This window comes from Azonexus sp. IMCC34842, from assembly GCF_050368855.1.
Lineage (GTDB): Bacteria > Pseudomonadota > Gammaproteobacteria > Burkholderiales > Rhodocyclaceae > Azonexus > Azonexus denitrificans_A.
In genome coordinates, this window is sequence record NZ_CP178449.1 from 2,400,611 (window position 1) to 2,427,436 (window position 26,826).

Below are 26,826 nucleotides of genomic sequence, written 5' to 3' on the forward strand. Positions count from 1 at the left end.
AACCCGCCAAAAAAAAACCGCCGGACGGGCCGGCGGTTTCCTTTTTAACATGACCAAGGTCGATCAGTGATGCTCGACAATCGGTCTAGGGCTATGCGGAATCTCGATATCCGGCGCATCGTCGAGCACCAGTTCCGGGAAATCCGCCTCATCCGGCGTTTCGTTATTGAGGACCGCGGTCATCCGCTCGGTATCCAGCGCATTGCACCACTTGGCGACAACCAGCGTGGCAACGCTGTTGCCGATGAAATTAGTCAGCGCCCGCGCTTCCGACATGAAGCGATCGATACCGAGAATCAGCGCCAGACCGGCGACCGGCACGGTGCCGACAGCCGACAAGGTGGCGGCGAGAACAATAAAGCCACTACCGGTGACGCCCGCCGCGCCTTTCGAGGTGAGCAACAAAATGACCAGCAGAGTGACCTGCTGCGAAAGATCCATCGGCGTATTGGTTGCCTGGGCGATGAAGACCGCAGCCATCGTCAGGTAAATGGAAGTGCCATCGAGATTGAAGGAGTAGCCGGTCGGCACGACCAGACCAACCACCGATTTCTGGGCGCCGGCGTTTTCCATCTTGGCCATCAGGCGCGGCAAGGCCGATTCCGACGACGAAGTGCCGAGAACCAGGAAAAGCTCTTCCTTGATGTACTTGATCAACTTCCAGATGGAAAAGCCGTGAAAGGCGGCAATGCTTCCGAGAACGCCGAAAATGAAGATCAAACAGGTCAGATAAAAGGCGCCCATCAGGCTGGCCAACTGGGTCAGGCTGCCGACGCCGTGCTTGCCGATGGTGTAGGCCATTGCACCGAAAGCACCGATCGGGGCGACTTTCATGATCACGCCGACGATGCCGAACAGCACATGCGACAGCTTTTCAATCAGATCGAATACCGGCTTGCCGCGCTCGCCGAAGGCATGCATCGCATAGCCGAAGAGGATCGAGAAGAAAAGCACCTGCAGCATGTCACCCTTGGCAAAGGCATCGACCACGCTGGTCGGGATGATGTTCATCAGGAAATCGACGGTCGACTGCATCTTGCCCGGCTCGGCGTATTTGGCGATGCCCTTGGTATCGAGCGTTGCCGGATCGACGTTCATGCCGACCCCCGGCGCCCAGACATTGACGACGATCAGACCGATCAGTAGCGCCACCGAACTGACCACTTCGAAATAAAGCACCGCCAGCCCGCCGGTCTTGCCGACCTTCTTCATGTCCTCCATGCCGGCGATGCCGACGACGATGGTGCAGAAGATGATCGGCGCGATGATCATCTTGATCAGCTTGATGAAGCCATCGCCCAGCGGCTTCATCGCGGCCCCGGATTCAGGGTAGAAATGGCCAAGGGCGACACCGATGACGATGGCGACGATTACCTGAAAATAAAGACTCTTGAATACTGCTCGCTTGGCCATGAACGACATACTCCAGTAACAGCTACATTCGGAAAGGTTCAAAAAACAGGCGGCAGTATCGTGACTGCTCTGCTCGCGCACCATTGTGGTTATCCGAATTGTGGAAAGCCGCAATGGCCGGTCGGCAAAAAACGTGGTGTACCATTTCCGCCATGCGCAACATCGCCCCCACCCCGCCAAGCAGTGCCCGCCGCCTGCGCTGGCTGCTCGCCCTGCCCAAGCTGGGCATCGTTCTACTGCTGGCGGCCATCCTCTCCCTGCTCTGGCTGCTCCATCGCAACGAGATGGAAGAAGAACGGGCGGCGCTGATCAAGGATGTGCTCTGGCTGGAACAAAGCCTGCGCTTCCACCTGAACAGCAACGAGGAACAACTACAACAACTGGCGGCCGATCTGACCGGCCAGACCGAGGCGAAAAAGCTTTTTCGCCTGCGCGCCGGCCATCAACTGAAAAACAATCCGGAAATATCGCAACTGCTGTGGTTCGATGCCCAAGGCAGCGTGATCGACGCCTTGCCGACCACTACCCTGCCCGATCAGGAAATCGCCGCCTTCGGCCCGCCGGTTGCCGCCAAAGCCTTCGAGCTGGCCAGCCGGCTCGGCAAACGCTACTACAGCGAGCCTTTTTTCCTCGAGGGCAACCGCGCCGTTGTCGAATTGATGAATCCGATTTTCGACGAAGGCCAACTCAAGGGCATGCTGGTCGTCGTTTATCCGCTCGACGCCCTGCTCGGCAACCTGGTGCCCTGGTGGTTTACCGAGAAATACAAGGTCGAGATCATCGACGACAACGACATCCAGTACGCAACCAAGACCAATATCGACAACAAGGGTAGCCAGAGCTACGAAATCCCGTTCGACCCGCCGGGCTTTGGCATGAAGCTGCGGATCAGCAACTATCAGAACGCCGACAACTCTCTCCAGCGCGGGCTCACCCTGGCGATATTCGCCCTCGCCGCCGGCGTTTTCTGGAGCCTGTGGATCGTTCGCGACCTGATGAAAAAACGCTCGCAGGCCGAAGAGGCACTGAGCGCCGAACACGCCTTCCGGACCGCGATGGAGGATTCGCTGACGGTCGGCATGCGCGCCCGCGACCTGAACGGCAAGGTCATTTACGTCAATCCGGCCTTCTGCAAGATCACCGGTTTCTCCCGTGAAGAGATTGTCGGCACGACGCCGCCGATGCCCTACTGGGTACCGGAGCAGATAGAAGAAACCTTTGCCCAACATCAGCGGGTGATGGCCGGCAATGCGCCGCCCGATGGCTTTGAAATCACCTTCATGCGCAAGAATGGCGAGCGTTTCGATGCTCTGGTCTATGAAGCCAAGCTGATCGACGGCAAAGGCCAGCACACCGGCTGGATGGCATCGATCCTCGATGTGACCGAGCGCAACCGGGCCGAGGAGTTTGCCCGGATGCAGCACGAGCAACTGCAATTCACCTCGCGCCTGGTCACCATGGGCGAAATGGCCTCAACCTTGGCCCATGAGCTGAACCAGCCGCTGGCGGCGATTGCCAGCTACAACACCGGCTGCCTGAACCTGCTCGACCGGCCGGCCTGCGACGTCCGGGAGATTCGCCCGGCCCTCGAGAAAATCGGCGTCCAGGCCCAACGGGCCGGCAAGATCATCCGCCGCGTCCATGATTTCGTGCGCAAGAGCGAACCCAAGCGCGCGCCATGCGCCCTTGGCGAAGTGATCGAAGACTGCCTCGGCTTCGTCGAGCCCGATGCCCGCAAGCGGCGTATCCGCATCGAATGCACGATTCCCGGGCTGCCGCCAATTCCGGCCGATCGCCTGATGCTCGAGCAGGTTCTGCTCAATCTCATCCGCAACGGCATGGAAGCGATGGCCGCAACGCCGGAAGCCGACCGGGTGCTGCATATCGCCACCGAAACCACCGACAGCGAGCTGCGCATCAGTGTCAGCGACCAGGGCTGCGGCATTGCTCCGGAAATCCGCGACAAACTATTCACCGCCTTTTTCACCACCAAGCCGGAAGGGATGGGCGTCGGCCTGTCGATCTGCCGCTCGATCATCGAATTCCACCGCGGTCGCCTGTGGGCCGAGGACAATACCCATTCACCAACGGGAAGCGGTACGATATTCGCCTTCACCCTGCCATTGGAAGCCGCATGAGCGCGCCACAAGCCCACCTGGTCGACGACGACGATGCCATCCGCGACGCCCTCGCCTGGCTCCTCAAGTCGCGCGGCCTGCCCTGCGCCACCTACGCCTCGGCCGAATGTTTCCTTGCCGCCTGGAGCCCGGCGATGAGCGGCTGCGTCGTGCTCGACATGCGGATGTCGGGGATGAGCGGACTGGATTGCTTCGATCAGCTGCGCGAACGTGGCTCGATCCTGCCAGTGATCTTCCTGACCGGTCACGGCGATGTGCCGCTGGCCGTCGGCACCCTCAAGAAAGGCGCTTTCGATTTCTTCGAAAAGCCGCTCAACGATAACGAGCTGGCGACGCGGATTGCCGAGGCAATGGAACTCGACACCCGTCAGCGCGCCGAAAACGCCACGGTCGACTCGGTCAATAGCCGGCTATCCAGCCTGACCACCCGCGAACGACAAATCATGGAACTGGTGCTCGCCGGCAAGTTCAACAAGGTGATTGCCGATGAACTGAATATCAGCATGCGCACCGTCGAGGTACATCGCGCCAACCTGTTCGACAAGATGCAGATAAAAACTGCAGTGGAGCTGGCGAATTTATTAAAACCTGGACGCTGATGCTTCCCTAAGCCATTTTTTTTCGCTAGCATCACGACAAAACTGCACCCGCCCTTGCGGCAAATCCCCCCATTCGTAACACCCATTCCCACGAGGCAACCATGAGCGAGCATATCCATTACGTCACCGACGACACATTCGAAGCCGAAGTGCTGCAATCGCAGCAGCCCGTGCTCGTCGACTACTGGGCGGAGTGGTGCGGCCCCTGCAAGATGATCGCTCCGATCCTCGACGAAATCGCCACCGAATACAGCGGCAAACTGAAAGTCGCCAAGGTCAACATCGACGACAATCAGGCGACACCGGCCAAATTCGGCATTCGCGGCATCCCGACCCTGATGATTTTCAAGAACGGCAATGTCGAAGCGACCAAGGTCGGTGCCCTCTCGAAATCGCAACTTGCCGCTTTTATTGACAGCAACCTGTAATCTCCGTAGTCTCCCGGCCTGAAGGTGCGTCCTGCATCTTCAGGCAGACGCAACAGGCTCCGCGCCCCGGCGTCCTTCCCCACCTGAAAAGCAATCAAGCTATCGCGCCCCGGCTCTCGGGCTGACGCCCGGCCCTCTCTTAGGCGCCACACACTCCGACTACATGCAACTTTCCGAACTCAAGACACTACACGTCAGCAAATTGCTCGATATGGCCACCGAACTGGCTATCGAGAACGCCAACCGCATGCGCAAGCAGGAGCTGATTTACGCCATCCTGAAGGCCATCGCCAAGAACGGCACGACCATCTACGGCGACGGCACCCTCGAGGTGCTGCAGGACGGCTTCGGCTTCCTCCGTTCATCGGACACCTCCTACCTCGCCAATACGGACGACATTTATGTCTCCCCGTCGCAGGTCCGCCGCTTCAATCTGCGCACCGGCGACACCATCGAAGGTGAAATCCGTACGCCGAAGGACGGCGAACGCTATGTCGCGCTGACCAAGCTGGAATCGATCAACGGTTTCCCGCCGGAAGCGAACAAGAACAAGATCATGTTCGAGAACCTGACGCCGCTGCACCCGACGCGCATGCTGCGTCTGGAGCGCGACATCAAGTCGGATGAGAACATCACCAGCCGGGTCATCGACATGATTGCGCCGGTCGGTTGCGGCCAGCGCGGCCTGATCGTCTCGCCGCCGAAGTCCGGCAAGACGGTAATGCTGCAGAACATCGCCCATGCCATCACGGCCAACCACCCGGATGTCGTGCTGATCGTGCTGCTAATCGACGAGCGCCCGGAAGAAGTCACCGAAATGACCCGTACCGTCAAGGGCGAGGTGGTGGCCTCAACCTTCGACGAGCCGGCCAGCCGCCATGTCGCGGTCGCCGAAATGGTCATCGAGAAGGCCAAGCGCCTGGTCGAACACAAGAAGGATGTGGTCATCCTGCTCGACTCGATCACCCGCCTGGCCCGTGCCTACAACACCGTGCAGCCGGCCTCCGGCAAGGTACTGACCGGTGGCGTCGACGCCAACGCCCTGCAGAAGCCGAAACGTTTCTTCGGTGCCGCCCGCAACATCGAGGAAGGCGGTTCGCTGACCATTCTCGCCACGGCATTGATCGACACCGGCTCGCGGATGGACGAAGTGATCTACGAAGAGTTCAAGGGTACCGGCAACTCGGAAATCCACCTCGACCGCCGCATGGCCGAGAAGCGGATGTACCCGGCAATCAACGTCAACCGCTCCGGCACCCGCCGCGAAGAACTGCTGCTCAAGCCCGACGTCCTGCAAAAGATGTGGGTGCTGCGCAAGCTCTGCTACCCGATGGACGACCTGGCCGCAATGGAGTTTCTGCTCGACAAGGTCAAGTCGACCAAAGGCAATGCCGAGTTTTTTGACGCCATGCGCCGCGGCTAAGCCAGTAAAACGTATTGCAAGCGCGTGATTATTCGAGGATAATCATGCGTTTTCCAGGTCGGCCACATCCGCCGGTCGCGTAACGAAAGGACACAAAGTGAAAGCCGATATCCATCCCGAGTACAACGAAATCCAGGTAACCTGCTCCTGCGGCAGCACCTTCACGACCAAATCGACCATGAAGAAAGCCCTTCATGTTGAAGTCTGCTCCCTGTGCCACCCGTTCTACACCGGCAAGCAGAAGATCGTCGATACCGCCGGTCGCGTTGAAAAATTCAACCAGAAGTTCGGCGCCATGCGCGGCAAGTCCGCTGCCTGATTGCTCTGAATTACGGTACGAAAGGCAGCCTCCAGGCTGCCTTTTTTATTTCCGTTCATCACCGCTCATTGCATGCCTGATTTTCTCGCCCTGATCCGTCGCGGCATCCGCCTGCCTCCGGCCGGCTGGGTACTCGCCGCCATTCTCGCCTTCTACGTGTTGGCCGGCCTGTTCGGGCGCGACCCATGGAAAGGCGAAGACGCCATCCATATCGGCGCCGCCTGGCAGATGTTTCACTACGGCGACTGGTTGTCGCCCGACCTGGCCGGCCGGCCGTTCCACGAACCGCCGTTGTATTACTGGAGCGCCGCGCTCACCGGCCATCTCTTCGGCTGGCTGCTGCCGATGCACGAAGCCATGCGACTGGCCAGCGGCCTGTGGCTGACACTGGCCCTGATCGGCCTGTATTACGCCGGTCGCGAACTGTACGGCCAGGAAAGTGCGGCGGCCAGCCCCTTGCTGCTCGCCGGCTGCGCCGGCCTGCTCTTCCATGCCCACGATGCCCAGCCGATGTTGATTGCGCTGGCCGCCTATGCCGGCGCACTCGGTGCGCTGGCAACCATCGGGCGCCGCCCCCGCCTGACCGGTATTTACTATGGCGTGGCGGTCGCCGGCTGCCTGCTCGGCACCGGCATTGCGCCAACCCTGCCGCTACTTGCCATTGCCCCGCTCGCCTGGTGGCTGTCGCCGGATCGGCCGAAAGCCTTGCACACCCTGGCCATCGGCCTCGGCATTGCGGCCTTGCTCATTCTGCCCTGGCCGCTGCTCCTGCTCAATCTCGAGCCGGCCCGCTTGCACGGCTGGCTGGCTACCGAACTGGCGCCGCTGAAAACCGCCTTTTCCTTCTCCGGCGCCGGTCGTTTCCTCTCGATGCTGCCGTGGTTCGCCTTTCCCGCCCTGCCCCTGGCCGGCTGGACGCTGTGGACGCGCCGCAAGGATCTCGGCGCACCGGCCCAATTGTTGCCGCTGGCATTTTTGCTGCTGACCCTGCTGATGCTGGCCCTCGCCTTCCGCCCCCGCGAAACTCCCGCCCTGTTGATGCTGCCCGCCCTGGCCCTGCTCGCCACGCCCGGGGCACTGTCGTTGCGGCGCGGCGCCGCGAATGCCTTCGACTGGTTCGCCATGATGACCTTCAGCCTGTTTGCCGGGCTGATCTGGCTCGCCTGGTCGGCGATGGCGCTTGGCTGGCCGGAAAAACTGGCCAAACGTGTCGTGATACTGCGCCCTGGCTTTGTCGGTCAATTCGACTTTTCCGACTTCGTGATCGGACTTGTCGCGACAGCCTGGTGGATCTGGCTGATCGTCACCGCCCCGCGCTCGCCCTATCGCAGCCTGACGCACTGGGCACTCGGCTTTACCACGCTGTGGCTGCTCGCCACCACACTGATTCTGCCCTGGTTCGACTACGGCAAGAGCTACCGTCCGGTCGCCCTGGCCATCGCCCGGGAACTGCCGGAGGGGCATCGCTGCCTGGCCGAACGCGGGCTGAGCGACACCCAGCGCGCCTCGCTGTCCTATTTTGTCGAAATCGAACCGGCCACCATCGGAAGCGTTGCCGGCAAGGCCTGCGACTGGCTACTGGTGGGGGGCGATACGAATCAGGAACTGGCGGCGCCGGGCGGCAACTGGCGCAAAGTCTGGGAAGGCAACCGCCCCGGCGAGCGCAAGGAAAAATTCCGCCTGTTCAGGCGCTGAGCACCGCACTATCGGCGGCTGGGCAGGCCGCCGCCATCGCCAAATCAATATCGCCGGCAATGATGCGGACGATCGCCGGCTCGAGTCGCCCGGCGGCGACCAGTCGATTCATGAAATCCAGCGCGACAGGGGCGGCCATTCCCGCCCGGTAAGGCCGGTTTTGGACCATCGCCTGAAAAATGTCGGCAACCCGCAGAATGCGTGCCTCGATCGGCAGATCCCCGGCATCGATATGGAACGGATAACCGCCACCGCCCGGCTCTTCGTGGTGATAGGCCGCCCACCGGGTAATTTCCTCGAAACCATGGATGTGACGAAGAATCTGGAAGGTCTCGAAGCTGTGGGCATTCATCACCGTCCGCTCGCGCTCGTCGAGCGGCCCTGCCTTGTCGAGGATTTCATCCGGCACGCGCAGTTTGCCGAGATCGTGCAGCAACCCGGCGATTTCCAGCTTGTCGCAATGCTCCGGCCCAACCCCCAGGCGTTCGGCGATGAAGCGGGCAAGACGCGCCACACCGAGCGAATGCTCGGCGGTAAACGGGCTTTTGGCATCGACAATGCGGGAAAAAATCAGCGCCAACTGCTTCAGGTCACTGGTTGACGCCCCGCTGCTGACACCGCGCTCGAGCATCACCTGCAAGGCCGACTGGATGCCGCGCGGCTCGAGTTGCAGCCAGAAGGCTTCGGACGACGAGGCGGCGAGAAAGGCCTCAACCAGTTGCGGCGAAAAATAAGTTCCGGAACAGGCGGCGATCTTGTCGCGAATGCCCGGCACATGCATCAGCACGCCTTCGGCATAGAACGGTGCCGCCAATGCATCTACCCGGTCGACCAGGTAGATCAGATTGGCCTGCTCGGCGACTTCGAGGCTCACCGGCGGCGTCCGGATCAGACGGTCCCAGCGCGTGTGGTGGTAGAGGATGGGCTCGGCTAGCGCGGCGAGCGGCGCAAAATCGCGCAACAGCAGATAGCCGACATCGCAATGCCCCTGCGACGACTCCCAGTCGAACTCGGCGACCAGATGATGATGCACCTGGGTCGACGAGACGCCGATGTCGTGCAGCATGCCGAGATCGAACAGCGCCGTGCTTTGCTTGCGGGACAAGCCGAGCTGATGACCGGTTGCCGCCGCCATGATGCCGACCCGCTTGCCGTGGGCGACGTCGTCGACGCCGACCAGGTCAAGCGCATCGGACAAGGCGTAGATCACCTGGCGCAGATCGACATGCATCTTCGCCGGTCCCTTGGCACCGCTATGGCTAGGACGATTTTCCATCTGACACTCGGAGCGCTGCTTTCAATCTGACTCAGCCCTTCAGGAAATGTTCGCGGTAATACTTGAGTTCGTCGATCGATTCGTAGATATCGGCGAGCGCCGTATGCCGGCCCTTTTTCTTGAAACCCTTGTAGATTTCCGGCTGCCAGCGCTTGCACAACTCCTTCAGCGTACTGACATCGAGATTCCGGTAGTGGAAGAAAGTTTCCAGCGTCGGCATGTAGCGCGCCATGAAGCGGCGGTCCTGGCCGATCGAATTGCCGCACATCGGCGAGTGGCCGGTCGACGAATATTTCTTCAGGAACTCGAGCGCGGCGACCTCGACTTCCGCCTCGCTGAGCAGCGAAGCCTTGACCTTGTCGATCAGCCCCGAACGGCCGTGGGTTTTCTGGTTCCACTCGTCCATGCCGGCCAGCACTTCGTCCGACTGATGGACGACCCAGGCTGGCGATTCGGCAACCAACTCAAGCTCCGAATTGGTCACTACCATGGCCATTTCGATAATGCGGTCGCCATCCGGGTTCAAACCGGTCATTTCCATATCCAGCCAGACGAGGTTGTTTGCGTTGCCTGCCATATAATTGCCCGATTCCGTAAAAAACCGAATTTTCTCACAGCTTTGCATCGACCTTCGTGACCCCCGACTTCACCCTCCTGTTTCTCTTCATCTTCGTCCTGACGCTGACCGCCCGCCTGTGGCTGACACTGCGTCACATCCGCTTCGTCGCCGCCCACCGGGCGGCCGTACCAGCCGATTTCGCCGAGCGCATCAGCCTGCCAGCGCATCAAAAAGCCGCCGATTACACCGTCGACCGTAGCCGGATGGCCATTTTTTCGACGTTGATCGATGCCGGCCTGCTCCTCGCCCTGACCCTCGGCGGCGGTCTCGCCTGGCTGCACGACTTCTGGTCGGGCCGCCTCGGTGAGTTGCCCTACGGCCTGGCGATGATTTTCAGCCTGCTGGCGATCTCCGGCCTGATCGATCTGCCGCTCTCGCTCTATCGCCAGTTCGTCATCGAAGCTCGGCACGGCTTCAACCGGATGACCCTCGGCCTGTTCTTCGCCGATCTCGTCAAGCAAACCCTGCTCGGCATTGCCATCGGCGCCCCGGTCATTCTCGCCGTGCTCTGGCTGATGGGCGCCATGGGGACGTTCTGGTGGCTCTATGTCTGGTTATTCTGGTGTCTCTTCAACCTGCTCATCCTGTTCATTTATCCGACCTGGATCGCGCCGCTGTTCAACAAGTTCTCTCCGCTCGCCGACGGCGAGATGAAAACCCGCATCGAAGCCCTGCTGGTGCGCTGCGGCTTCCGCTCCTCCGGCCTCTTCGTGATGGACGGCTCGAAACGCTCAAGCCACGGCAACGCCTACTTCACCGGCTTCGGCAACAACAAGCGCATCGTCTTTTTCGACACGCTGCTCGCTCGCCTCACGCCGAGCGAAGTCGAAGCCGTGCTGGCCCATGAACTCGGCCATTTTCGCAAGAAGCACATCGTCAAGCGCATCATTTTCATGTTTGCCGCCTCGCTCGGCCTGCTCTGGCTGCTTGGCCAACTGATCAATGCCGCGTGGTTCTACAACGGACTCGGGGTGCCGGCCGAGAACACCGCGCTCGGACTGATCCTGTTTTTCCTGGTCATCCCGGTCTTCACCTTCCCGCTCAGCCCGCTCAACAGCTATTTTTCGCGCCGCCACGAATTCGAGGCCGATGCCTACGCGGCCGAACACGCCGATGCCAGCGAACTGACCCGTGCCCTGGTCAAGCTCTATCAGGACAACGCCTCGACGCTGACTCCCGATCCGCTGCATTCGCTGTTTTACGATTCCCACCCGCCGGCGGCGCAGCGCATCGCCCGGCTGCAAATGGCGACCCGCTGATGGAAGGCCGGGTCATTGCCGCTCACGGCCGGCAGTATGTCGTCGAACTGGCCGACGGCAGCTTGCTGCCCTGCTTCCCGCGTGGCAAGAAGAGCGATGTCGCCTGCGGCGACCGCGTCGATATCGAACGGACTTCCAGCGACCAAGGCGTCATCGAGGCCATTCAGCCGCGCACCAGCCTGCTTTACCGCTCGAACGAGTACAAGCAGAAGCTGATTGCCGCCAATGTCGACCAATTGGTGATCGTCGTCGCCACCGAGCCGGCCTTTTCCGACGATCTGATCACCCGCGCCCTGCTGGCCGCGGAAAGCGAAGAAATCGAGGCGCTGATCGTCCTCAATAAATGTGATCTGACCGACAAGGTAGCGGCGGCCCGCGAGCGCCTGACCATGTTCAGCAAGCTTGGCTACCGCATCGTCGAACTCTCCGCCCTCAAACATGCCGAAGACCTGCGGCCGGAACTGTCCGGCGTAACCAGCGTGCTGGTCGGCCAATCCGGCATGGGTAAATCGACGCTGGTCAATGCGCTGGTCCCGGAAGCCAATGCCGCGACGCGCGAAATATCGCAGGCGCTCGACTCCGGCAAGCACACGACAACCCACGCCACGCTCTACCATCTCGACGCCGAGAGTCAGTTGATCGACTCGCCCGGCCTGCAGGAGTTCGGCCTAGGCCATCTCGATCGCCAGGAAATCGAATACGCCTTCCGCGAATTTCGCCCCTGGCTTGGCCAATGCCGCTTCCGCGACTGCCATCACAACCGCGAACCGGACTGTGCGCTGACGGCGGCGGTCAAGGCCGGGGAAATCGACGAAAAGCGCTTCGCTGTTTATCACCGGATCATCGGCACGCAACGCGGCACCGCCTGAATGTGAACGGCCGGGCGGCACGGGTAGCAATATTCCCGGCACCCGGCGATAATCCGGACAGCATCGCCCAGACGGTGTTACAGGAGGCAAAATGGCAGACAATCAAGCGACGATCCTGATCGTCGATGACACACCGGAAAATCTCAGCGTGCTCGGCGAGCTCCTGCAACGCAGTTATCGCGTCCGCGCTGCCAATTCCGGCCGGCGCGCCCTGCAGATCGTGCGCAGCACCCCGACCCCGGATCTCATCCTGCTCGACGTGATGATGCCGGAAATGGACGGCTACGATGTGCTCGCTGAACTGCGCGCCGACCCGGCGACGCGCCATATTCCGGTCATTTTCGTCACTGCCATGGACGGCACGGAAGATGAGGAACACGGCCTGGACTGCGGCGCCGTCGATTACATCACCAAGCCGATCCGGCCGGCCATCGTCCAGGCCCGCATCCGCACGCAGCTCGAACTGAAACGGGCGCGCGACATTCTCAGCGACCAGAACAATTATCTCGAAGCCGAAGTCGCACGCCGGATGTCGGAAAACCAGCTGATCCAGCAGGTCAGCATTCACGCCCTGGCCCGCCTGGCCGAAACCCGCGACCCGGAAACCGGCAACCATCTCCGGCGCACCCAGGAATACGTTCGGACGCTGGCTGTCGCGCTGAAACGCCACCCCCGTTTTTCCGCTTTCCTCGACGACCGGACCGTCGACGCCTTGGCCAAATCGGCCCCCCTGCACGATATTGGCAAAGTCGGCATTCCCGACCACATCCTGCTCAAGCCGGACAAACTGACCGCCGAGGAATGGGTGATCATGAAAACCCATGCCGAGCTCGGCAGCAAGGCGATCGCCCAGGCCGAAGCGGATGCCGAGAAGCCGGTGGAGTTTCTCCGATTGGCCAAGGAAATCGCCCATTATCATCACGAAAAATGGGATGGCAGCGGCTACCCGGCCGGCCTGGCCGGCGATCTGATCCCAATCTCCGCCCGCTTGATGGCACTCGCCGATGTGTTCGACGCCCTGATCTGCAAGCGCGTCTACAAACCCGCCTTCACCTTCGAGAATGCCCGCCAGATCATTGTCGAGGGCAGCGGCAGGCATTTCGACCCGGATATCGTCGACTGCTTCGTCGCCGAATACGAAACCTTCCGCCGTATTGCCGCGACCTATGCCGAGTAGGCGGTGGCCGACCGGCAACCGCGAGGAAGGCGCTCGAGCTTGAAAAAGACCGATTCAGTGCACAGGAACCTGGCGCAGGGCATCATGCTGGTGGTTGTTCCCTATGCCGTGCTGGCATCGCTGTGGATACTGATTTCGGAACCGCTGATCGCCTACCTCTTCCCGGAGCAGCTGGCCCAGAGCATGGCCAGCATCGTCAAGGGGTGGGTCTTCGTTGCGGTCACCGCGGTCCTCCTCGGCCTCCTGCTCCGCCGCCTGATCCGCAAGATCGAACAACGCCAGTTAGCCGAGCGTAAAGCCTGGGCGGCGGCCGATCAGGCCGTCAATCAACTGGCCAAGGAACGCCTCCAGTTGCGCTCGCTGCTCGATGCCATACCCGATCTGATCTGGCTGAAGGATCCGAACGGAGTTTACCTGCGCTGCAACAAACGCTTCGAGGACCTTTACGGAGCCACCGAGCAAAACCTGCGCGGGCAAACCGATTACGATTTTGTCGACCGCGAACTGGCCGAGTTTTTTCGCGAAAATGACCGTGCCGCACTGCTCGCCAATGGCCCGCGCAGCAACGAGGAGTGGCTGACTTTCGCCAACGATGGCCATCGCGAACGGGTGCTGACGACCAAGGCCCCGATGTACGACAGTACCGGGCAGCTGATCGGCGTGCTTGGCATTGGCCGTGACATCACCAAGATGCATGACCTGCAGGAACGTTTCCGGGTCGCATTCAACGCCAGCCCGGCGTCCATTTCGCTGACCACCGTAGACGACGGCATTTTCCTCGACGTGAACACGCGCTATGCCGAGATGCTCGGCTGGTCGAAAGAAGAACTGCTCGGACACAGCGCGCTCGATTTCAATCTCTGGTCGTCCACCGCCTCCCGCCATGACTGGAAAACCCAGCTCAAGGAAAGCGGTCGGCTGCGCGATTTCCAAACCGTCTGGCATCAGCGCAATGGCAACCCGATCCATGTCAGCATTTCGGCCGAAATCATCAGCCTGAGCGACCAGCCCTATGTGCTCGCCTTCATTCTCGACGTTTCCGAACGCAAGCTGGCGGAAGAAGCCATATTCCAGCTCCAGGAACGGGTCGCCGTGGCTTTCCGCGCCGCGCCGGTGGCCGCCTGCATTACCCGGGTGGCTGACGGCCGGATCATCGACGTCAATCAGCGCCTGCTCAACGAGTATCACTGGACGCGCAACGAACTGATCGGCAAGACGACCATTGAAGCCGGCCTGTGGAAAGCCGAGGATCGCGCCCGGATGCTCGACATTTTCCATCGTGATGGCTATGTCATCGACTTCGACAGCACCGCCACCGGTCGCGATGGCCAGCCGCGGCGGATCAGCCTGTCGGCGGCCAAGATCGATGTCGATGGCGAAGCGCATATCGTCGTCTATATCATCGATGTTTCCGAACGACGGGCGGCGGAAGAAGCGCTGCGCGAGCGCACCGAGATCTATCAGAGCATCGTGGCCCAGGCCAATGACGGGATCTGCCTGATCGACCCGACGAACCTGCAGTTCGTCGAGATCAACGATGCCGTGATCAACAATCTCGGCTACAGCCGCGAAGAGTTCGCCGGCCTCAGCTTAGTCGATCTGCAGATGGACATGAGCGAGAGCGAACTGCGCCAGCTGCTCGCCGACATCGTCCGGGACGGCAAAGTGGTCTTCGAGCAGCATCACCGACGCAAGGATGGCAGCCGGCAAATAGCCCGGATCGCCGCTGCCGCCATCACCCTCAGTCGTGGCACCATGGTCTGCGCCATCTGGCAGGACATCACCGAACAGAAAAAAGCCAGCATCGAACTGGAACGCTATCGTCACCACCTCGAAGAAGTGGTCGGCGAACGCACCGCCCAACTGGCCAGCGCCAAGGAAGTGGCCGAACAGGCCAGTCGTGCGAAAAGCGTCTTCCTGGCCAACATGAGTCACGAAATCCGCACCCCGATGAATGCCATCATCGGCCTCAACCACCTCGTCGAACGCAATACGGCCGACCTCGAGCAACGCGAACGGCTGCACAAGGTGGCCGATGCTGCGCACCACCTGCTCTCGATCATCAACCAGATTCTCGACATTTCGAAAATCGAAGCCGGCAAGCTCGAACTCGAACCAACCGATTTCCTGCTTAGCCGGGTGCTCGACAACACCAGCATCCTGATTCTCGACCGCCTGCGCTCGCACGGCCTCGCCTTCCACACCGAAATCGATCCGGCCCTGCCGCCGGTGCTGCACGGCGACCCGCTGCGCATCGGCCAGATCCTGCTCAACTATCTCTCCAACGCGGTCAAATTCACCGAGCGCGGCAGCATCTCGATCACCGTCACCCTGATTACCGAAAATGCCGGCGAATTGCTCGTCCGCTTTGCCGTCACCGACACCGGGATCGGCATTCCGGCCGAGCAGCAGGCACGCATTTTCGATGCCTTCGAGCAGGTGGACAGCACGACGACCCGGCGCTTTGGCGGCACCGGCCTCGGCCTGGCCATCGCCCGCCGGCTGGCCCTGCTGATGGGCGGTGACAGCGGCCTGAACAGCCTGCCCGGCCAGGGCAGCACATTCTGGTTCTCGGCCCGCCTGCGGCGCGGCACGGCGACCAGCGCCGATACAGCCCTGCCGCTGTTGCCGGACGAAGCCGAACACCTGCTGGCCAGCCGCTACCATCAGGCGCGCATTCTGCTGGTCGAGGACAACACCATCAACCAGGAAGTCGCCCTCGACCTGCTGCGTTATGTCGGGCTGCAGGCCGACCTCGCCGAGGATGGCGAACAAGCCGTCAAAATGGCCGCCCAACAACACTACGACCTGATCCTGATGGATATGCAGATGCCAGTCATGGACGGCCTCGCCGCCACCCGGCTCATCCGCCAAAGCGAAAACGGCCGCACCCTGCCGATTCTGGCGATGACCGCCAATGCCTTCAGCGAGGATGGTCAGCGCTGCCTCGATGCCGGCATGAACGACCATGTCGCCAAACCGGTCGATCCCTACAATCTCTATGCCACGCTGATCAAGTGGCTGCCCCTTCCCGATGCACCGGCGGTTGCCGCGCCACCGAGTCCGCCACCGGCAGCCGCCGTGGCTGAGCCCGACCCGGAACCGGAATTCCTGCTGGCCCTGGCCGACATCCCGGGCCTCGACAGCAACGCCGGCCTGCGCGCCGTGCGGGGCCGTTCAGCCAGCTACCGGCGGCTGCTCCGGACTTTTCTCAGGCAGCATGCCGACGATGACCAGGCCATCGTCCGCGCCCTTGACGAAGGACGGCGCGATGCCGCACTGCATCTGGCGCACGCCCTCAAGGGCGCGGCCGGGACAATGGGCCTGACCGGCATTCATCGCAGCGCCATCGCGCTCAACGAGGCGCTCCGCGACTCGACCGACGAGGCGGCCCTGCCGGCTCTCCTGGCTACCCTCGCCGGTGACATGCACAGCACGCTCGCGGCCTTGCGCAAGCTCCTCGAAGCCACACCACCCGACCCATCATGACCGCCCTGCCGACGACCGCCCTCTCCGCCATCATGACCCGCGACGTCCATTCCGTCGCCGCCGGCACCACCTTCCAGGAAGCCGCCTGGCTGATGGCCAGCCAGCAGATTTCCTGCCTGCTCGTCGGCGACGCCGGGCAAGCCATCGGCATCGTCACCGAAAGCAACATCCTGCGCGCCATGAACGCGCGCCTACCCCCGGCCACCCCGGTCGACGCCCTGATGACCCGGCCGCTGATCACCGCACCGCCCGAACTTGATCTGCTCAGCGCCCGGCAACTCGTCGAAACGCACGGCATACGGCATCTTGTCGTGGTCGATGGCGAGGGTACGACGGTCGGCATCGTCAGTGAAACCGATTTTCGGCTGGCGCTCGGCACCGTCATTTTCAGCCATCTACGCACGCTGTCCGGCGTCATGGAACGGGAAATCCCGCATCTGCCACCAAGCGCCCGACTCGATGAAGCGACGGCCCGGATGCTCGAGTTCAACGCCGACTACCTGATCGTCACCGAAAACGGCAAGGCGCTCGGCATCCTCACCGAACGCGACATTCCGCGCCTGCTCAGGGACCATCAACAAGCGCACGACATTCCGCTTAGTGTCGCAATGAGCACGCCGGTGCACGGCATCGGCCTCGACCAGTCGGTGACCGCCGCGCTCGACGCGATGAGCCACCAACATCTACGGCACATGGCCGTGGTCGATGAGGCCGGCTTCATTCTCGGCGTCGTCAGCCAACGGCGCCTGTTCGAACAGCTCGCCCAGCATCAATTCGAGGCGGCACTGCATCAGGCCCAGCAGGAAGGTGACCGCCTGCGCCTGGAAGCCCACCTGCAACTGGCGCTCGCCGCGGCTGGCGCCGGCCGTTGGGAATACCAGCATGGCAGCGACCATCACCTGCTCAGCGACAGCCTGCTCGCCCTGCTCGGCTGGACCTCGGCCGATGCGCCGTGCAGCCGGGCCGACTGGCTGGCCCGCGTGCATCCGGACGACGCGCCGGCGGTCATGGCGATGGTCGACGGCATCACCAGGGGCCAAGCGGTCGGCCACCTGATCGAATACCGCCTCCGGCACAGTGCCGGCCATTGGCTGTGGGTCGAGGATCGCGGCTGCGTCATCGAGCGCACTCTTGACGGCAGCCCGGCACTGACCGCCGGCATTCTCACCGACATTTCGGCGCGGCGCGCCGAGCGGGCCGCCATCGAGTCCGAGCGCAACCGGCTGAGCACGGTCTTGCAAACGCTGCCCGACATGGTCTGGCTGAAGGATCCGCAGGGCGTTTACCTCGAATGCAATGCGCAGGCGGCGCGCCTGTTCGGCATCCCGCCGGCCGCGGTGATCGGCAAAACCGACCGCGACCTGCTCGCCCCCGAGATCGCCAGTTTCCTGCGCCAAGAAGATCTGGCCAGCATCGAACGGGGCAGCCCGCACCAGATTGAAGAATGCCTGCAATTTCCCGACGACCATGTCGAAAAGCACGAAACGACGAAGACCCCGGTTTATCACGCGGATGGCAGCCTGCTCGGGGTACTCGGCATCGCCCACAATGTCACCGAGCGCGAGGCCAACCGCGAGCGGATCGCCAGTCAGAACCGCGCCCTGCAATTGATGAATGGCGTTGCCCAGACCCTGGTCCGCCACACCGATGAAGCGGCCATGCTGACTGAAATCTGCATGATTGCCGTCGATATCGGGGGCTACCGCCTGGCCTGGGTCGCCGAGGCCATCCACGATGCGGCAAAGCGTATCGTACCGGTCGCCGAATCGGGCTTTGGCGAAGGCTATCTCGAGCAGCTCGACATCAGTTGGGCCGATGCCCCGAATGGTCAGGGCCCAACCGGCCGCGCCATTCGCACCGGCGTACCGGCCATCGCCCGCGATATCACCCACGACCCGGCCTTTGCCCCGTGGCGCGGTGCGGCGCTCGCCCTTGGCTACCAGTCGTCGGCCGCGCTGCCGCTGCGTGTCCAGGGTAAAGTGATCGGCGCGCTGAATCTGTACGCGGCCGAAGCGGATGCCTTTGACGACGATGAAGTGGCATTGCTCGACAACCTGGCCGGCGAACTCGGCCTCGGCCTGAGCATGTTGCGTTCGCAGCAAGCCCTCGCCCGCAGCGAAACCAGCCTGCGCCAGGCGCAGCGTCTGGCCCGCGTCGGGCATTTCGATTACGACCCGGTGACCGCTCTGTGGACCGGGTCGCCGATGATCGACGAGATCTTCGGCATCGACGAGCATTACCCGCACACCGGAAAGAGCTGGCTCGCCCTGATCCATCCCGAAGACCAAAAGCGTATGGCGGCCAACCTCAAGGAACAGATCGCCAGCCAGCAACTGGCCTTCGACAACGAATACCGCGTCGTCCGCCACAGCGACGGCCAGATGCTCTGGGTACACAGCATCGGCGAGTTGCAGACCAATGACCAAGGCGAGATAACCAGGATGTTCGGCACCATTCAGGACGTCACCGAAAAAAAACGGACCGATGCCGAACTCGAACGGCACCGCCTGCACCTCGAAAGCATCGTCGCCGAACGCACCGTCCAGCTCAGCCAAGCGAAGGAAGATGCCGAACTGGCCAGCCGTTCGAAGAGCGCATTCCTGGCCAACATGAGTCACGAAATCCGCACGCCGATGAACGCCATCATGGGTCTGACCCATCTCGCCCTGCGCGATCCGGAGATTTCAGCCGAGCAGCACGAACGGCTGGACAAGGTAGCGAATGCCGCCCAGCACCTGCTGGCGATCATCAACGACATTCTCGACTTCTCGAAAATCGAGGCCGGCAAGCTGCTCCTCGAAAATACCGACTTTGCGCTTGGCCACGTGCTATCCACCGTCTGCGGCCAGATCGCCGAACGGGCCGACGCCAAGCGACTCCCGGTCAGCTACGAGATCGACCCGCAGCTGCCGGCCCTGTTGCGCGGCGATCCATTGCGCATCCAGCAGGTCCTGCACAATTTTCTCGCCAACGCCGTCAAGTTCACCGACCGGGGCAGCATCCGGCTCGCCGCCCACCTGCTCCGCCAGGATCAGAACGGCCTGCTCGTCCGCTTTGCGGTGCACGACACCGGCATCGGCATGACGCCAGAGGTTGGCTCGCGGCTGTTCGCGCCGTTCGAGCAAGCCGATACCTCGACCACCCGGCGCTATGGCGGCACCGGACTCGGGCTGGCGATCAGCAGCCGGCTGGCCGCGGCGATGGGCGGCGAGATCAATGCCGAAAGCACGCCCGGCGTCGGCAGCACCTTCTGGTTCACCGCCCGCCTCGCCCCGGCCCGCTACAGCAGCCAGATGCCATCCGGCGAGAGCGGCTTGGCGCCGGCTAGCCGCTTCCCGGCCGGCACGCACATCCTGCTCGCCGAGGACAACGCGCACGACCAGAACGGCGCGACCGACCAGTTGCTGCGCGCCGCCGGGCTGGCCGTCGACGTCGCCCACAACGGCAAGGAAGCGGTCAGCCTAGCCGCCTGCCGGCATTACGATGTGGTCCTGATGGACATTGAAATGCCACTGCTCGATGGCCTCGAGGCGACCCGGCGCATTCGCGCCCTGCCCGGCTGGGCCAACGTGCCGATCCTTGCAATGTCGGCCGGAGTCTTCACCGAAGACCGCGACTGCTGCCTGATGGCCGGGATGAACGACCACGTCGCCAAACCGGTCGTTCCGGAGTTGCTATTCGCCACCCTGAGCCGCTGGCTGCCCGCCGCATCCCGACGGGACGGCGCGCCGCTTGCCGCCGCCGCGGCGCCCGACGACCAGGTGCTGCGTGCCCAACTGGCCGACATCCCGGGCCTTGACAGTCGCCTCGGCCTGCTCTCGGTCCGCGGGCGACTGAGCAGTTATAGCCGGCTGCTCACCAAGTTCGCCGCCAACCATGCTGGCGACTTCGCCCAGATCCGCCAGCAACTCGCCGCCGGCCAAGTCGAGGAAGCCCGTCGCCTGGCCCATTCGATGAAAGGTGCGGCCGGCACCCTCGGTGCCGTGGCGGTGCAGCGATCAGCCGCGGCGCTGGACAGCGCGATCAAGGAAAACCAGTCGCCGGCCGTCATCGAACCGCTGATTGAGGAGACGGCACAGGCCTATGCCGAACTCTGTCGTCACCTGGCCGAATTACCGGCTCCCGCACCGCCTGGCCCGCCCAGCATCAGCCCGGAAGCTTGCGCCGAGCTGCTCAACGAATTGCGTCGCCTGCTCGATGAAGGCGACGTCAGTTGCCAGGAGCTCGTTCGCCTCCAGACGGCCTGCTTGCGCAGCGCGCTTGGCGCCGATTTCCCGGTTTTTGAACGGATGGTGGCAAGCTTCGATTTCGAAGCGGCGCTGCAACTGATCGAACAGTCTGCCGAGCGCAGCCGCGAGGCCACGGCCCTACAGCCACAGCCGGTTACAAGCTGATCGCCGCCTCGACCTCGTTACCACAACCGTGGTATTCGAGGCGGTCGAAACTGATCATTCTGGACATGGCGATACCCCGGCCGTGCGTGTCGAAGGCGCGCTCCGGGCTCATTTCCAGGTAACCCAGCCAGTTGAAGCCGGCACCCTGATCGCGAATACGGAAAATCAGTTCGCCGGCACTGCGCCGGATCTCGACTTCGGCCCGCCGCGCGGCGAACTCCGGCCTCGCCAGACGACTGGCTATTTCATCGGGCAGCCGGTCGGCTTCGATCAGCGCCGATTTCTGCTGGTAACCGATGGCCAGATTGCCATGCTCGATGGCATTGAGCATCAATTCGGAAAGACCGAGCACCACGCGCCCCGGTTCGGGGGCGGCATTGGCCAGCAAGGTCGCCAGACTGCGCGCCTCGTCCGGCGTCCGATAGACGAAACGCGCCTCGGCCAGGCAGCCAAGCGTTCGCCCCTGGCGCTTGACCTCGTCTTCGAGTTCCTTGTGGCCGCGAAAATCGCGCGTTGCCGCGGCAACGATGGCGAGCAGCGTATCGGCCGAAAACGGTTTGGTCAGGTAGTAATAGGCCCCGGCACGCAGCCCCTCGAGGACCTCGGCATCGGCCGTCATGGCGGTCTGCATGATCACCGGCACATGCATCATGTCCGAGCGCATCTTGACCCGCCGGAGGATTTCGATGCCGTCCATGTCCGGCATCATGCGATCGAGCAGGATCGCGTCAAAGCGATCCGGTGTCGCATCGATCAGGGTCCACGCCGCCTGCCCGGAATCGGCCTCGACCACCTGATATCCCTCGACGCTCAGATTCTCGGCCAGGATCTCGCGACCGACCGGTTCATCATCGACCACCAGTATGCAAATTTTCCCCAAAGCTGCCTCCCCCTGGCTGACCCCTGCCTGCACGGTACCCGTGACGAGTTGCAAGACTAGCGGAAAACGGCTGCGAGAAACACCTGCCGTGCGGCACGCGACGCGCTTTCAGCGCGTTCAAGCGGCGCCATCCTGGCGGCCCAGCCATGTCGCCGCTCCGGCGCCGGCCACCCGGCCGCTGGCGAAACAGGCGGTCAGCAGGTAGCCGCCGGTTGGCGCTTCCCAGTCGAGCATTTCACCGGCGCAAAAGACGCCGGGCAGATTTTTCAGCATCAGCGCCTCGTCGAGTCCGGCGAAGCTGACGCCGCCGGCCGTACTGATCGCTTCGTCGAGCGGTCGCGGCGCCGTTACCGGCACGGCCAAGGCCTTGATCGCCGCAGCAAGGCTGGCCGGGGCATTCAAGGTTTCGGCGGGCAGCAGTTCGCGCAACAGACCGGCCTTGACGCCATCGATGCCGACCCGGCGGCGCAGGTGATTGGCCAGCGAATCGCGGCCGCGCGGCTGGGCCAGCTCGGCGGTCAGCCGTTCCAGGCTGCGCCCCGGGGCCAGATCGAGACGCAGCGCCGCCTGGCCGTCGTCCGCCAGGGCATCGCGCAGCGGCGCCGACAGGGCGTAGATCAGGCCGCCTTCGATGCCGCTGGCGGTGATGTTGAATTCCCCCTGCTGGCGGCGTTCGCCGAGCGCCGCGACGACCGGCTTGACCGGCTGGCCGGCGAAGCGCTCACGGAAATGGGCACTCCACGCGACATCGAAACCGCAATTGGCCGGTTTGAGCGGCGCGATCTCGACCCCGCGCCCGGCCAGCAGCGGCACCCAGGCGCCATCCGAACCGAGCCGCGCCCAGCTGCCGCCGCCCAGCGCCAGAATCACGGCATCGGCGGCCAGCGTGACTTCCTCGTCAGGCGTTGCCAACCGCAGCGCACCGCTTGCCGTCCAGCCGAGCCAGCGCTGGCGGACATGGAAGCGCACACCCTGCCCGCGCAGCCGGTGCAGCCAGGCGCGCAGCAGCGGCGCGGCTTTCATTTCGGTCGGAAAAACGCGGCCGGAACTACCGACGAAGGATTGGACGCCGAGCCCGTGCATCCAGTCGCGCAGCGCTTCCGGCCCGAAGGCGTCGAGCAGGCGGGCGATTTCCGGGGCGCGCGCGCCATAGCGGGCGACGAAGGCCGGGCGGGGTTCGCTGTGGGTGATGTTCATGCCGCCCTTGCCGGCCATCAGGAACTTGCGGCCGAACGACGGCATGGCGTCGAAGACATCGATTTCGAGCCGATTGGCGGCCCCCGGCCGCAGGTCTTGCTGGCCGACGGCAAGCTGCTCGGCGGCCATCAGCCCGGCCGGCCCGCCGCCGATGATGGCGACCCGCCGGGTCATGACTCGGCCGGGCCGGCTGGCGCCTTGGCGAGCAGCCCGGCGGGAATCTCTTCCTCGTCGAGCGGCACCACCGTTACCGCCACTTCCGGCTCGGTGCCGCCACCGCCAAGGATGATGCCGCGCAACGGCGAAATATCGGAAAAGTCGCGGCCGATGGCCACCGTGATGTGTTCGGTATCGGGCAACAGGTTGTTGGTCGGATCGAAATCGACCCAGTCGTTGTCGCTTCCCGGGGCATAGACCGAAACCCAGGCGTGCGAGGCATCGGCGCCGATCAGCCGGGGTTTGCCGGGTGGCGGGCGGGTCAGCAGATAGCCGCTGACATAGCGCGCCGACAGGCCGATGGCGCGCAGGCAGGCGATCATCAGGTGGGCAAAGTCCTGGCAGACCCCGCGCTTGTTTTCCAGCACTTCGAGCACCGGCGTCGACACCGTCGTCGCCTCCGGATCGAACTTGAATTCCCGGAAAATCTTCGCCATCAGCGCCTCGGTGCCGACCAGGATCGGCGTTTCGGGCGGGAAGCAGTCGGCGGCGTAGTCGGCCAGTTCATGTTTGATCCGGACGTGCGGGCTTTCGAACAGGAAACGCGCGGCATCGAGGTCGGCCGGCCGCGGCGCCGAGGAATCGTAGGCGAGATGATCGCGCACCGCCTCCCAGGGCGGCGACTTGTCGATCGCCGCGGGCAGGTGCGGTGTGATGGCGATGGTCATCTTGGAGCGGATAACCAGCGCCTGGTGCGGCGCGTGGAAGGCGATCCAGGTTGCCGGATTGCCGAAGGCATCCTGCCCGTCGCGCCGCCAGCTCGGCACCGGCTCGATGTCGACGCGCTGTTCCTCGATCTGCTGCCAGGCCAGGATGCGCGGCGACAGGTGCAGTTGCTGCTGCGACAGCGAAACCGGACTGCCGTAGTCGTAGCGGGTTTCGTGCAGGACGTGGTAACGGACGGGGGGCATGCTCAGAGCGCCATCGTTTGCCGGCTGACGTCGCCGACATGGGTGAAATAGCGCCGGCCGAGCCAGTCGGAAAGCTGGATCGCCGCGACGTTCAGTTGATCGAGCAGCGTCGCCAGGTCGACGCAGGCCGAACAGCCATGACAGTCGGCGAACTGGAGGTGCTCCAGTCTGGCCAGATCGAACTGCTGCAGGCGTTCCAGCACTTCCGGCAGCTTGCCGTCGAAGGTCGCGCCCAGTTCGCGCGCCATCCGGTCGAGATAGCGACCGAGGACGCTGGCCTCGGAAATCACGCCATGCGGATTGCTGTCGTCGAAAACCAGCAGGTCGATGACCGGCAACAGTTCCGGCTGGCGCGAATAGCGCGAGCGGTAGGTGATGATCGAATCGGCCAGTTCGAGCAGCCATTCCAGACAACCCGGCCCGCGCGCCGACTCCATGCGCAGGAAGGCGGCGATGGCCCGCGAGAAGAAGGACAGCCGTTCCAGACGGCGACCGATGATCAGGAAACGCCAGCCGTCGTCGCGCGTCATGTTGTCCATCGCGAAACCCGTCAGCGAGGACGAAACGCCCAGCACGCGATCGAGAAAGGCGATCGCCTCGGTCAACGACAGGTGATTCTTCTGCGCTGCCTGCTGCTCGCGCTGCAGGCGGTTCAGCGAATGCCAGTGATCGAGCGACAGACGCTCGCGGACATGGGTCGCCGACCACATCAGATTGCGGATGGTACCGGCCAGGCTGCCCGGCTGGGCCGGGTCATAGATCGCCTCGAGCAGGACGTGTTCGCCGCCCTCCTTGCTTTCGTCATCCTCTTCCGGGCGCGGCACGATATGCAGCAGTTCGGCCAGCTCCATCGACGAGGCGACGGCCGGGGTCTTTTCGCCACCGGCTTCGACGAGGCGACTGAGAGTGACGCGCAGGACGCGGGCGCTGTCGTCGAAACGTTCCGAGTAACGGCCGAGCCAGAACAGGTTTTCGACGACGCGCGAGGTCAGGTTGGCGCCGGAACGGACCAGATCGCGCACGCCGACCGAGGGCTTGAGCATGCTGAACTCGCTGACCGGGCCGTTGGTCAGCACCCAGGCATCCTTCGACGAACCGCCGCGCTGCATCGAGATGATCCGGGCCGTGGCGCCGGTCGGCACACGCGCCAGGCCGCCCGGCATCACCGAGTAGCCATCCGGCGTAGACACCGCATAGACACGCAGACCGACCGGCCTGGCGAGCAGGCGTCGTTCGTGGGAGCGGCTCCAGGTCGGCGCCTGCGACAGTTCGACCATTTCCTGGGCGACATAGGCATGCGGCCGGGCTTCGATCCGGCGCAGCATTTCGGCGCGCGCCTCGCCCTTCAATTCGAAACCGAACACCGGGTCCATGCGCTGCGTCGGGTAGGCCGGCTTGATGACCAGATCGTCGAAATTCTCGCGCACGTACTCGAGGGCCGGCTTCTCGCCGCACCACCAAGTGGCGACCGACGGCATGGCCAGCTTTTCGCCGAGCAGATGCCGGCAGATGGCGGGCAGGAAGCCCATCAGCGCGCCGGAGGCGAGCAGTCCGCTGCCCAGCGCATTGGCGATGACCACCCGGCCAGCCCGCGCCACGTTGATCAGGCCCGGGATGCCGAGCGCCGAATCGCCGCGCAATTCGAGCGGATCGCAATAATCGTCGTCCTGCCGGCGCAGGATGACATGCACCCGTTTCAGGCCACGCAGGGTTTTCAGATAGACGGTGTCGCCGCGCACCGTCAGATCCTGCCCCTCGACCAGCGGGAAGCCGAGGTAACGGGCCAGATAGGCGTGTTCGAAATAAGTTTCGTTGTACGGACCGGGCGTCAGCAGCACAATATGCGGCTGCTCATCGCCGTCGACCGGCGCCAGCGCGGCCAGCCCGTCAAGGTGATCGCGGAAGAAGTCGGCGAGATGCTCGACATGCAGGTCGCGGAACATTTCCGGAAAAACGCGCGAGACGACCAGCCGGTTTTCCAGCGCATAGCCGGCCCCGGATGGCGCCTGCGTGCGATCGGCGATGACCCACCAGCGACCGTTCGGGGCACGCGCCAGATCGACTGCGTAATTGTGCAGCCAGACGCCGCCCGGCGGCTTGATGCCGCGACAGGGCCAGAGATAGCCGTGCTGGCCATAGACCAGGGCCGGCGGCAGCAAGCCTTCGGCGAGCAAGGTCTGTTCGCCGTAGAGATCGGCGAGGATGGCATTGAACAGTTTCGCCCGCTGGGCGACCGCCGCCGATACGCGCGCCCACTCGTCGGGCGGGATGATCAGGGGCAGCGGGTCGAGCGCCCATGGCCGGTCCGAACCGCTGGGATCGGCGTACACGTTGTAGGTGACACCGTTTTCCTGGATCCGCCGGTCGACGAACGCCAGGCGCCGGTGCATCTCCTCCGGCGCAATCGAATCGAGGTGGATGAAAAATTGCCGCCAGTGCGGCCGCACGGCACCATCCGCCGTCAACATTTCGTCGTAACGGCGGGCGTTTTGTGGATAGATTGCGAGGAGTGTGCGGGCCATTC

Annotated in this window: 18 protein-coding genes; 11 read left to right on the forward strand and 7 right to left on the reverse strand. The window is 63.3% G+C overall.

Features of this window, described 5'->3' with window-relative positions:
- Window positions 1-63: 63 nt before the first annotated feature.
- On the reverse strand, window positions 64-1,413 hold the full coding sequence (locus tag ACLIKD_RS11425; protein ID WP_226416269.1) for a dicarboxylate/amino acid:cation symporter: 1,350 nt from the start codon (window positions 1,411-1,413) through the stop codon (window positions 64-66).
- Between the two features lie 113 nt (window positions 1,414-1,526).
- Here ACLIKD_RS11425 and ACLIKD_RS11430 point away from each other — a divergent pair, with 113 nt between their 5' ends.
- From ACLIKD_RS11430 to ACLIKD_RS11455, 6 genes are all read left to right on the forward strand, one after another.
- On the forward strand, window positions 1,527-3,551 hold the full coding sequence (locus tag ACLIKD_RS11430) for a PAS domain S-box protein (RefSeq protein ID WP_428825157.1): 2,025 nt from the start codon (window positions 1,527-1,529) through the stop codon (window positions 3,549-3,551).
- Window positions 3,548-4,150, forward strand: a complete 603-nt coding sequence (locus ACLIKD_RS11435) for a response regulator transcription factor (protein WP_226416271.1) — start codon at window positions 3,548-3,550, stop codon at window positions 4,148-4,150. The genes ACLIKD_RS11430 and ACLIKD_RS11435 overlap by 4 nt, the downstream gene beginning before the upstream one ends.
- 101 nt (window positions 4,151-4,251) lie before the next feature.
- On the forward strand, window positions 4,252-4,578 hold the full coding sequence (gene trxA / locus ACLIKD_RS11440) for a thioredoxin TrxA (RefSeq protein ID WP_226416272.1): 327 nt from the start codon (window positions 4,252-4,254) through the stop codon (window positions 4,576-4,578).
- 163 nt (window positions 4,579-4,741) lie between these two features.
- Window positions 4,742-6,001 (forward strand): transcription termination factor Rho, encoded by a 1,260-nt coding sequence (gene rho, locus ACLIKD_RS11445; RefSeq protein ID WP_226416273.1) that lies wholly within the window; start codon window positions 4,742-4,744, stop codon window positions 5,999-6,001.
- A gap of 97 nt (window positions 6,002-6,098) precedes the next feature.
- Window positions 6,099-6,320: a 50S ribosomal protein L31 gene (gene rpmE, locus ACLIKD_RS11450; RefSeq protein ID WP_226416274.1), complete on the forward strand. Its 222-nt coding sequence runs from the start codon at window positions 6,099-6,101 to the stop codon at window positions 6,318-6,320.
- Between the two features lie 72 nt (window positions 6,321-6,392).
- The gene (locus ACLIKD_RS11455) at window positions 6,393-8,015 is read left to right on the forward strand and encodes an ArnT family glycosyltransferase (protein WP_428825158.1); all 1,623 of its coding nucleotides are present in this window, start codon (window positions 6,393-6,395) and stop codon (window positions 8,013-8,015) included.
- Here ACLIKD_RS11455 and ACLIKD_RS11460 read toward each other — a convergent pair.
- Complete coding sequence (locus ACLIKD_RS11460; protein ID WP_428825159.1) at window positions 8,005-9,291, reverse strand: HD-GYP domain-containing protein; 1,287 nt, start codon at window positions 9,289-9,291, stop codon at window positions 8,005-8,007. The two genes, ACLIKD_RS11455 and ACLIKD_RS11460, sit on opposite strands and share 11 nt — an antisense overlap.
- Window positions 9,292-9,322: 31 nt before the next feature.
- Complete coding sequence (gene orn, locus ACLIKD_RS11465) at window positions 9,323-9,868, reverse strand: oligoribonuclease (RefSeq protein WP_226416277.1); 546 nt, start codon at window positions 9,866-9,868, stop codon at window positions 9,323-9,325.
- Between the two features lie 56 nt (window positions 9,869-9,924).
- On the opposite strand from orn, the gene ACLIKD_RS11470 reads away from it, so the two are divergent.
- The 5 genes from ACLIKD_RS11470 (at window position 9,925) to ACLIKD_RS11490 (ending at window position 21,098) form a co-directional block, all read left to right on the forward strand.
- Window positions 9,925-11,169 carry a M48 family metallopeptidase gene (locus ACLIKD_RS11470; RefSeq protein WP_428825160.1) on the forward strand — a complete coding sequence of 415 codons (1,245 nt, stop codon included), beginning with the start codon at window positions 9,925-9,927 and terminating at the stop codon, window positions 11,167-11,169.
- On the forward strand, window positions 11,169-12,038 hold the full coding sequence (gene rsgA / locus ACLIKD_RS11475; RefSeq protein ID WP_226416279.1) for a ribosome small subunit-dependent GTPase A: 870 nt from the start codon (window positions 11,169-11,171) through the stop codon (window positions 12,036-12,038). Before ACLIKD_RS11470 ends, rsgA begins: the two co-directional genes overlap by 1 nt.
- Window positions 12,039-12,129: 91 nt before the next feature.
- Window positions 12,130-13,215: a response regulator gene (locus tag ACLIKD_RS11480; protein ID WP_428825161.1), complete on the forward strand. Its 1,086-nt coding sequence runs from the start codon at window positions 12,130-12,132 to the stop codon at window positions 13,213-13,215.
- Between the two features lie 39 nt (window positions 13,216-13,254).
- A complete protein-coding gene (locus ACLIKD_RS11485; protein WP_428825162.1) occupies window positions 13,255-16,704 on the forward strand; it encodes a PAS domain S-box protein in 3,450 nt (1,149 codons plus the stop codon).
- Window positions 16,701-21,098 carry a CBS domain-containing protein gene (locus ACLIKD_RS11490; protein ID WP_428825163.1) on the forward strand — a complete coding sequence of 1,466 codons (4,398 nt, stop codon included), beginning with the start codon at window positions 16,701-16,703 and terminating at the stop codon, window positions 21,096-21,098. Before ACLIKD_RS11485 ends, ACLIKD_RS11490 begins: the two co-directional genes overlap by 4 nt.
- Here ACLIKD_RS11490 and ACLIKD_RS11495 read toward each other — a convergent pair.
- From ACLIKD_RS11495 to ACLIKD_RS11510, 4 genes are all read right to left on the reverse strand, one after another.
- Window positions 21,088-21,978: a response regulator gene (locus ACLIKD_RS11495; RefSeq protein WP_428825164.1), complete on the reverse strand. Its 891-nt coding sequence runs from the start codon at window positions 21,976-21,978 to the stop codon at window positions 21,088-21,090. The genes ACLIKD_RS11490 and ACLIKD_RS11495 overlap by 11 nt on opposite strands.
- Window positions 21,979-22,095: 117 nt before the next feature.
- Entirely contained in the window at window positions 22,096-23,349 is a 1,254-nt protein-coding gene (locus ACLIKD_RS11500) for a TIGR03862 family flavoprotein (RefSeq protein ID WP_428825165.1), read from the reverse strand.
- Window positions 23,346-24,302, reverse strand: coding sequence for a transglutaminase family protein (locus ACLIKD_RS11505; protein ID WP_428825166.1), 957 nt, complete (start codon window positions 24,300-24,302; stop codon window positions 23,346-23,348). The genes ACLIKD_RS11500 and ACLIKD_RS11505 overlap by 4 nt, the downstream gene beginning before the upstream one ends.
- A gap of 2 nt (window positions 24,303-24,304) precedes the next feature.
- Window positions 24,305-26,824 carry a circularly permuted type 2 ATP-grasp protein gene (locus ACLIKD_RS11510; RefSeq protein WP_428825167.1) on the reverse strand — a complete coding sequence of 840 codons (2,520 nt, stop codon included), beginning with the start codon at window positions 26,822-26,824 and terminating at the stop codon, window positions 24,305-24,307.
- Between the last annotated feature and the right edge of the window lie 2 nt (window positions 26,825-26,826).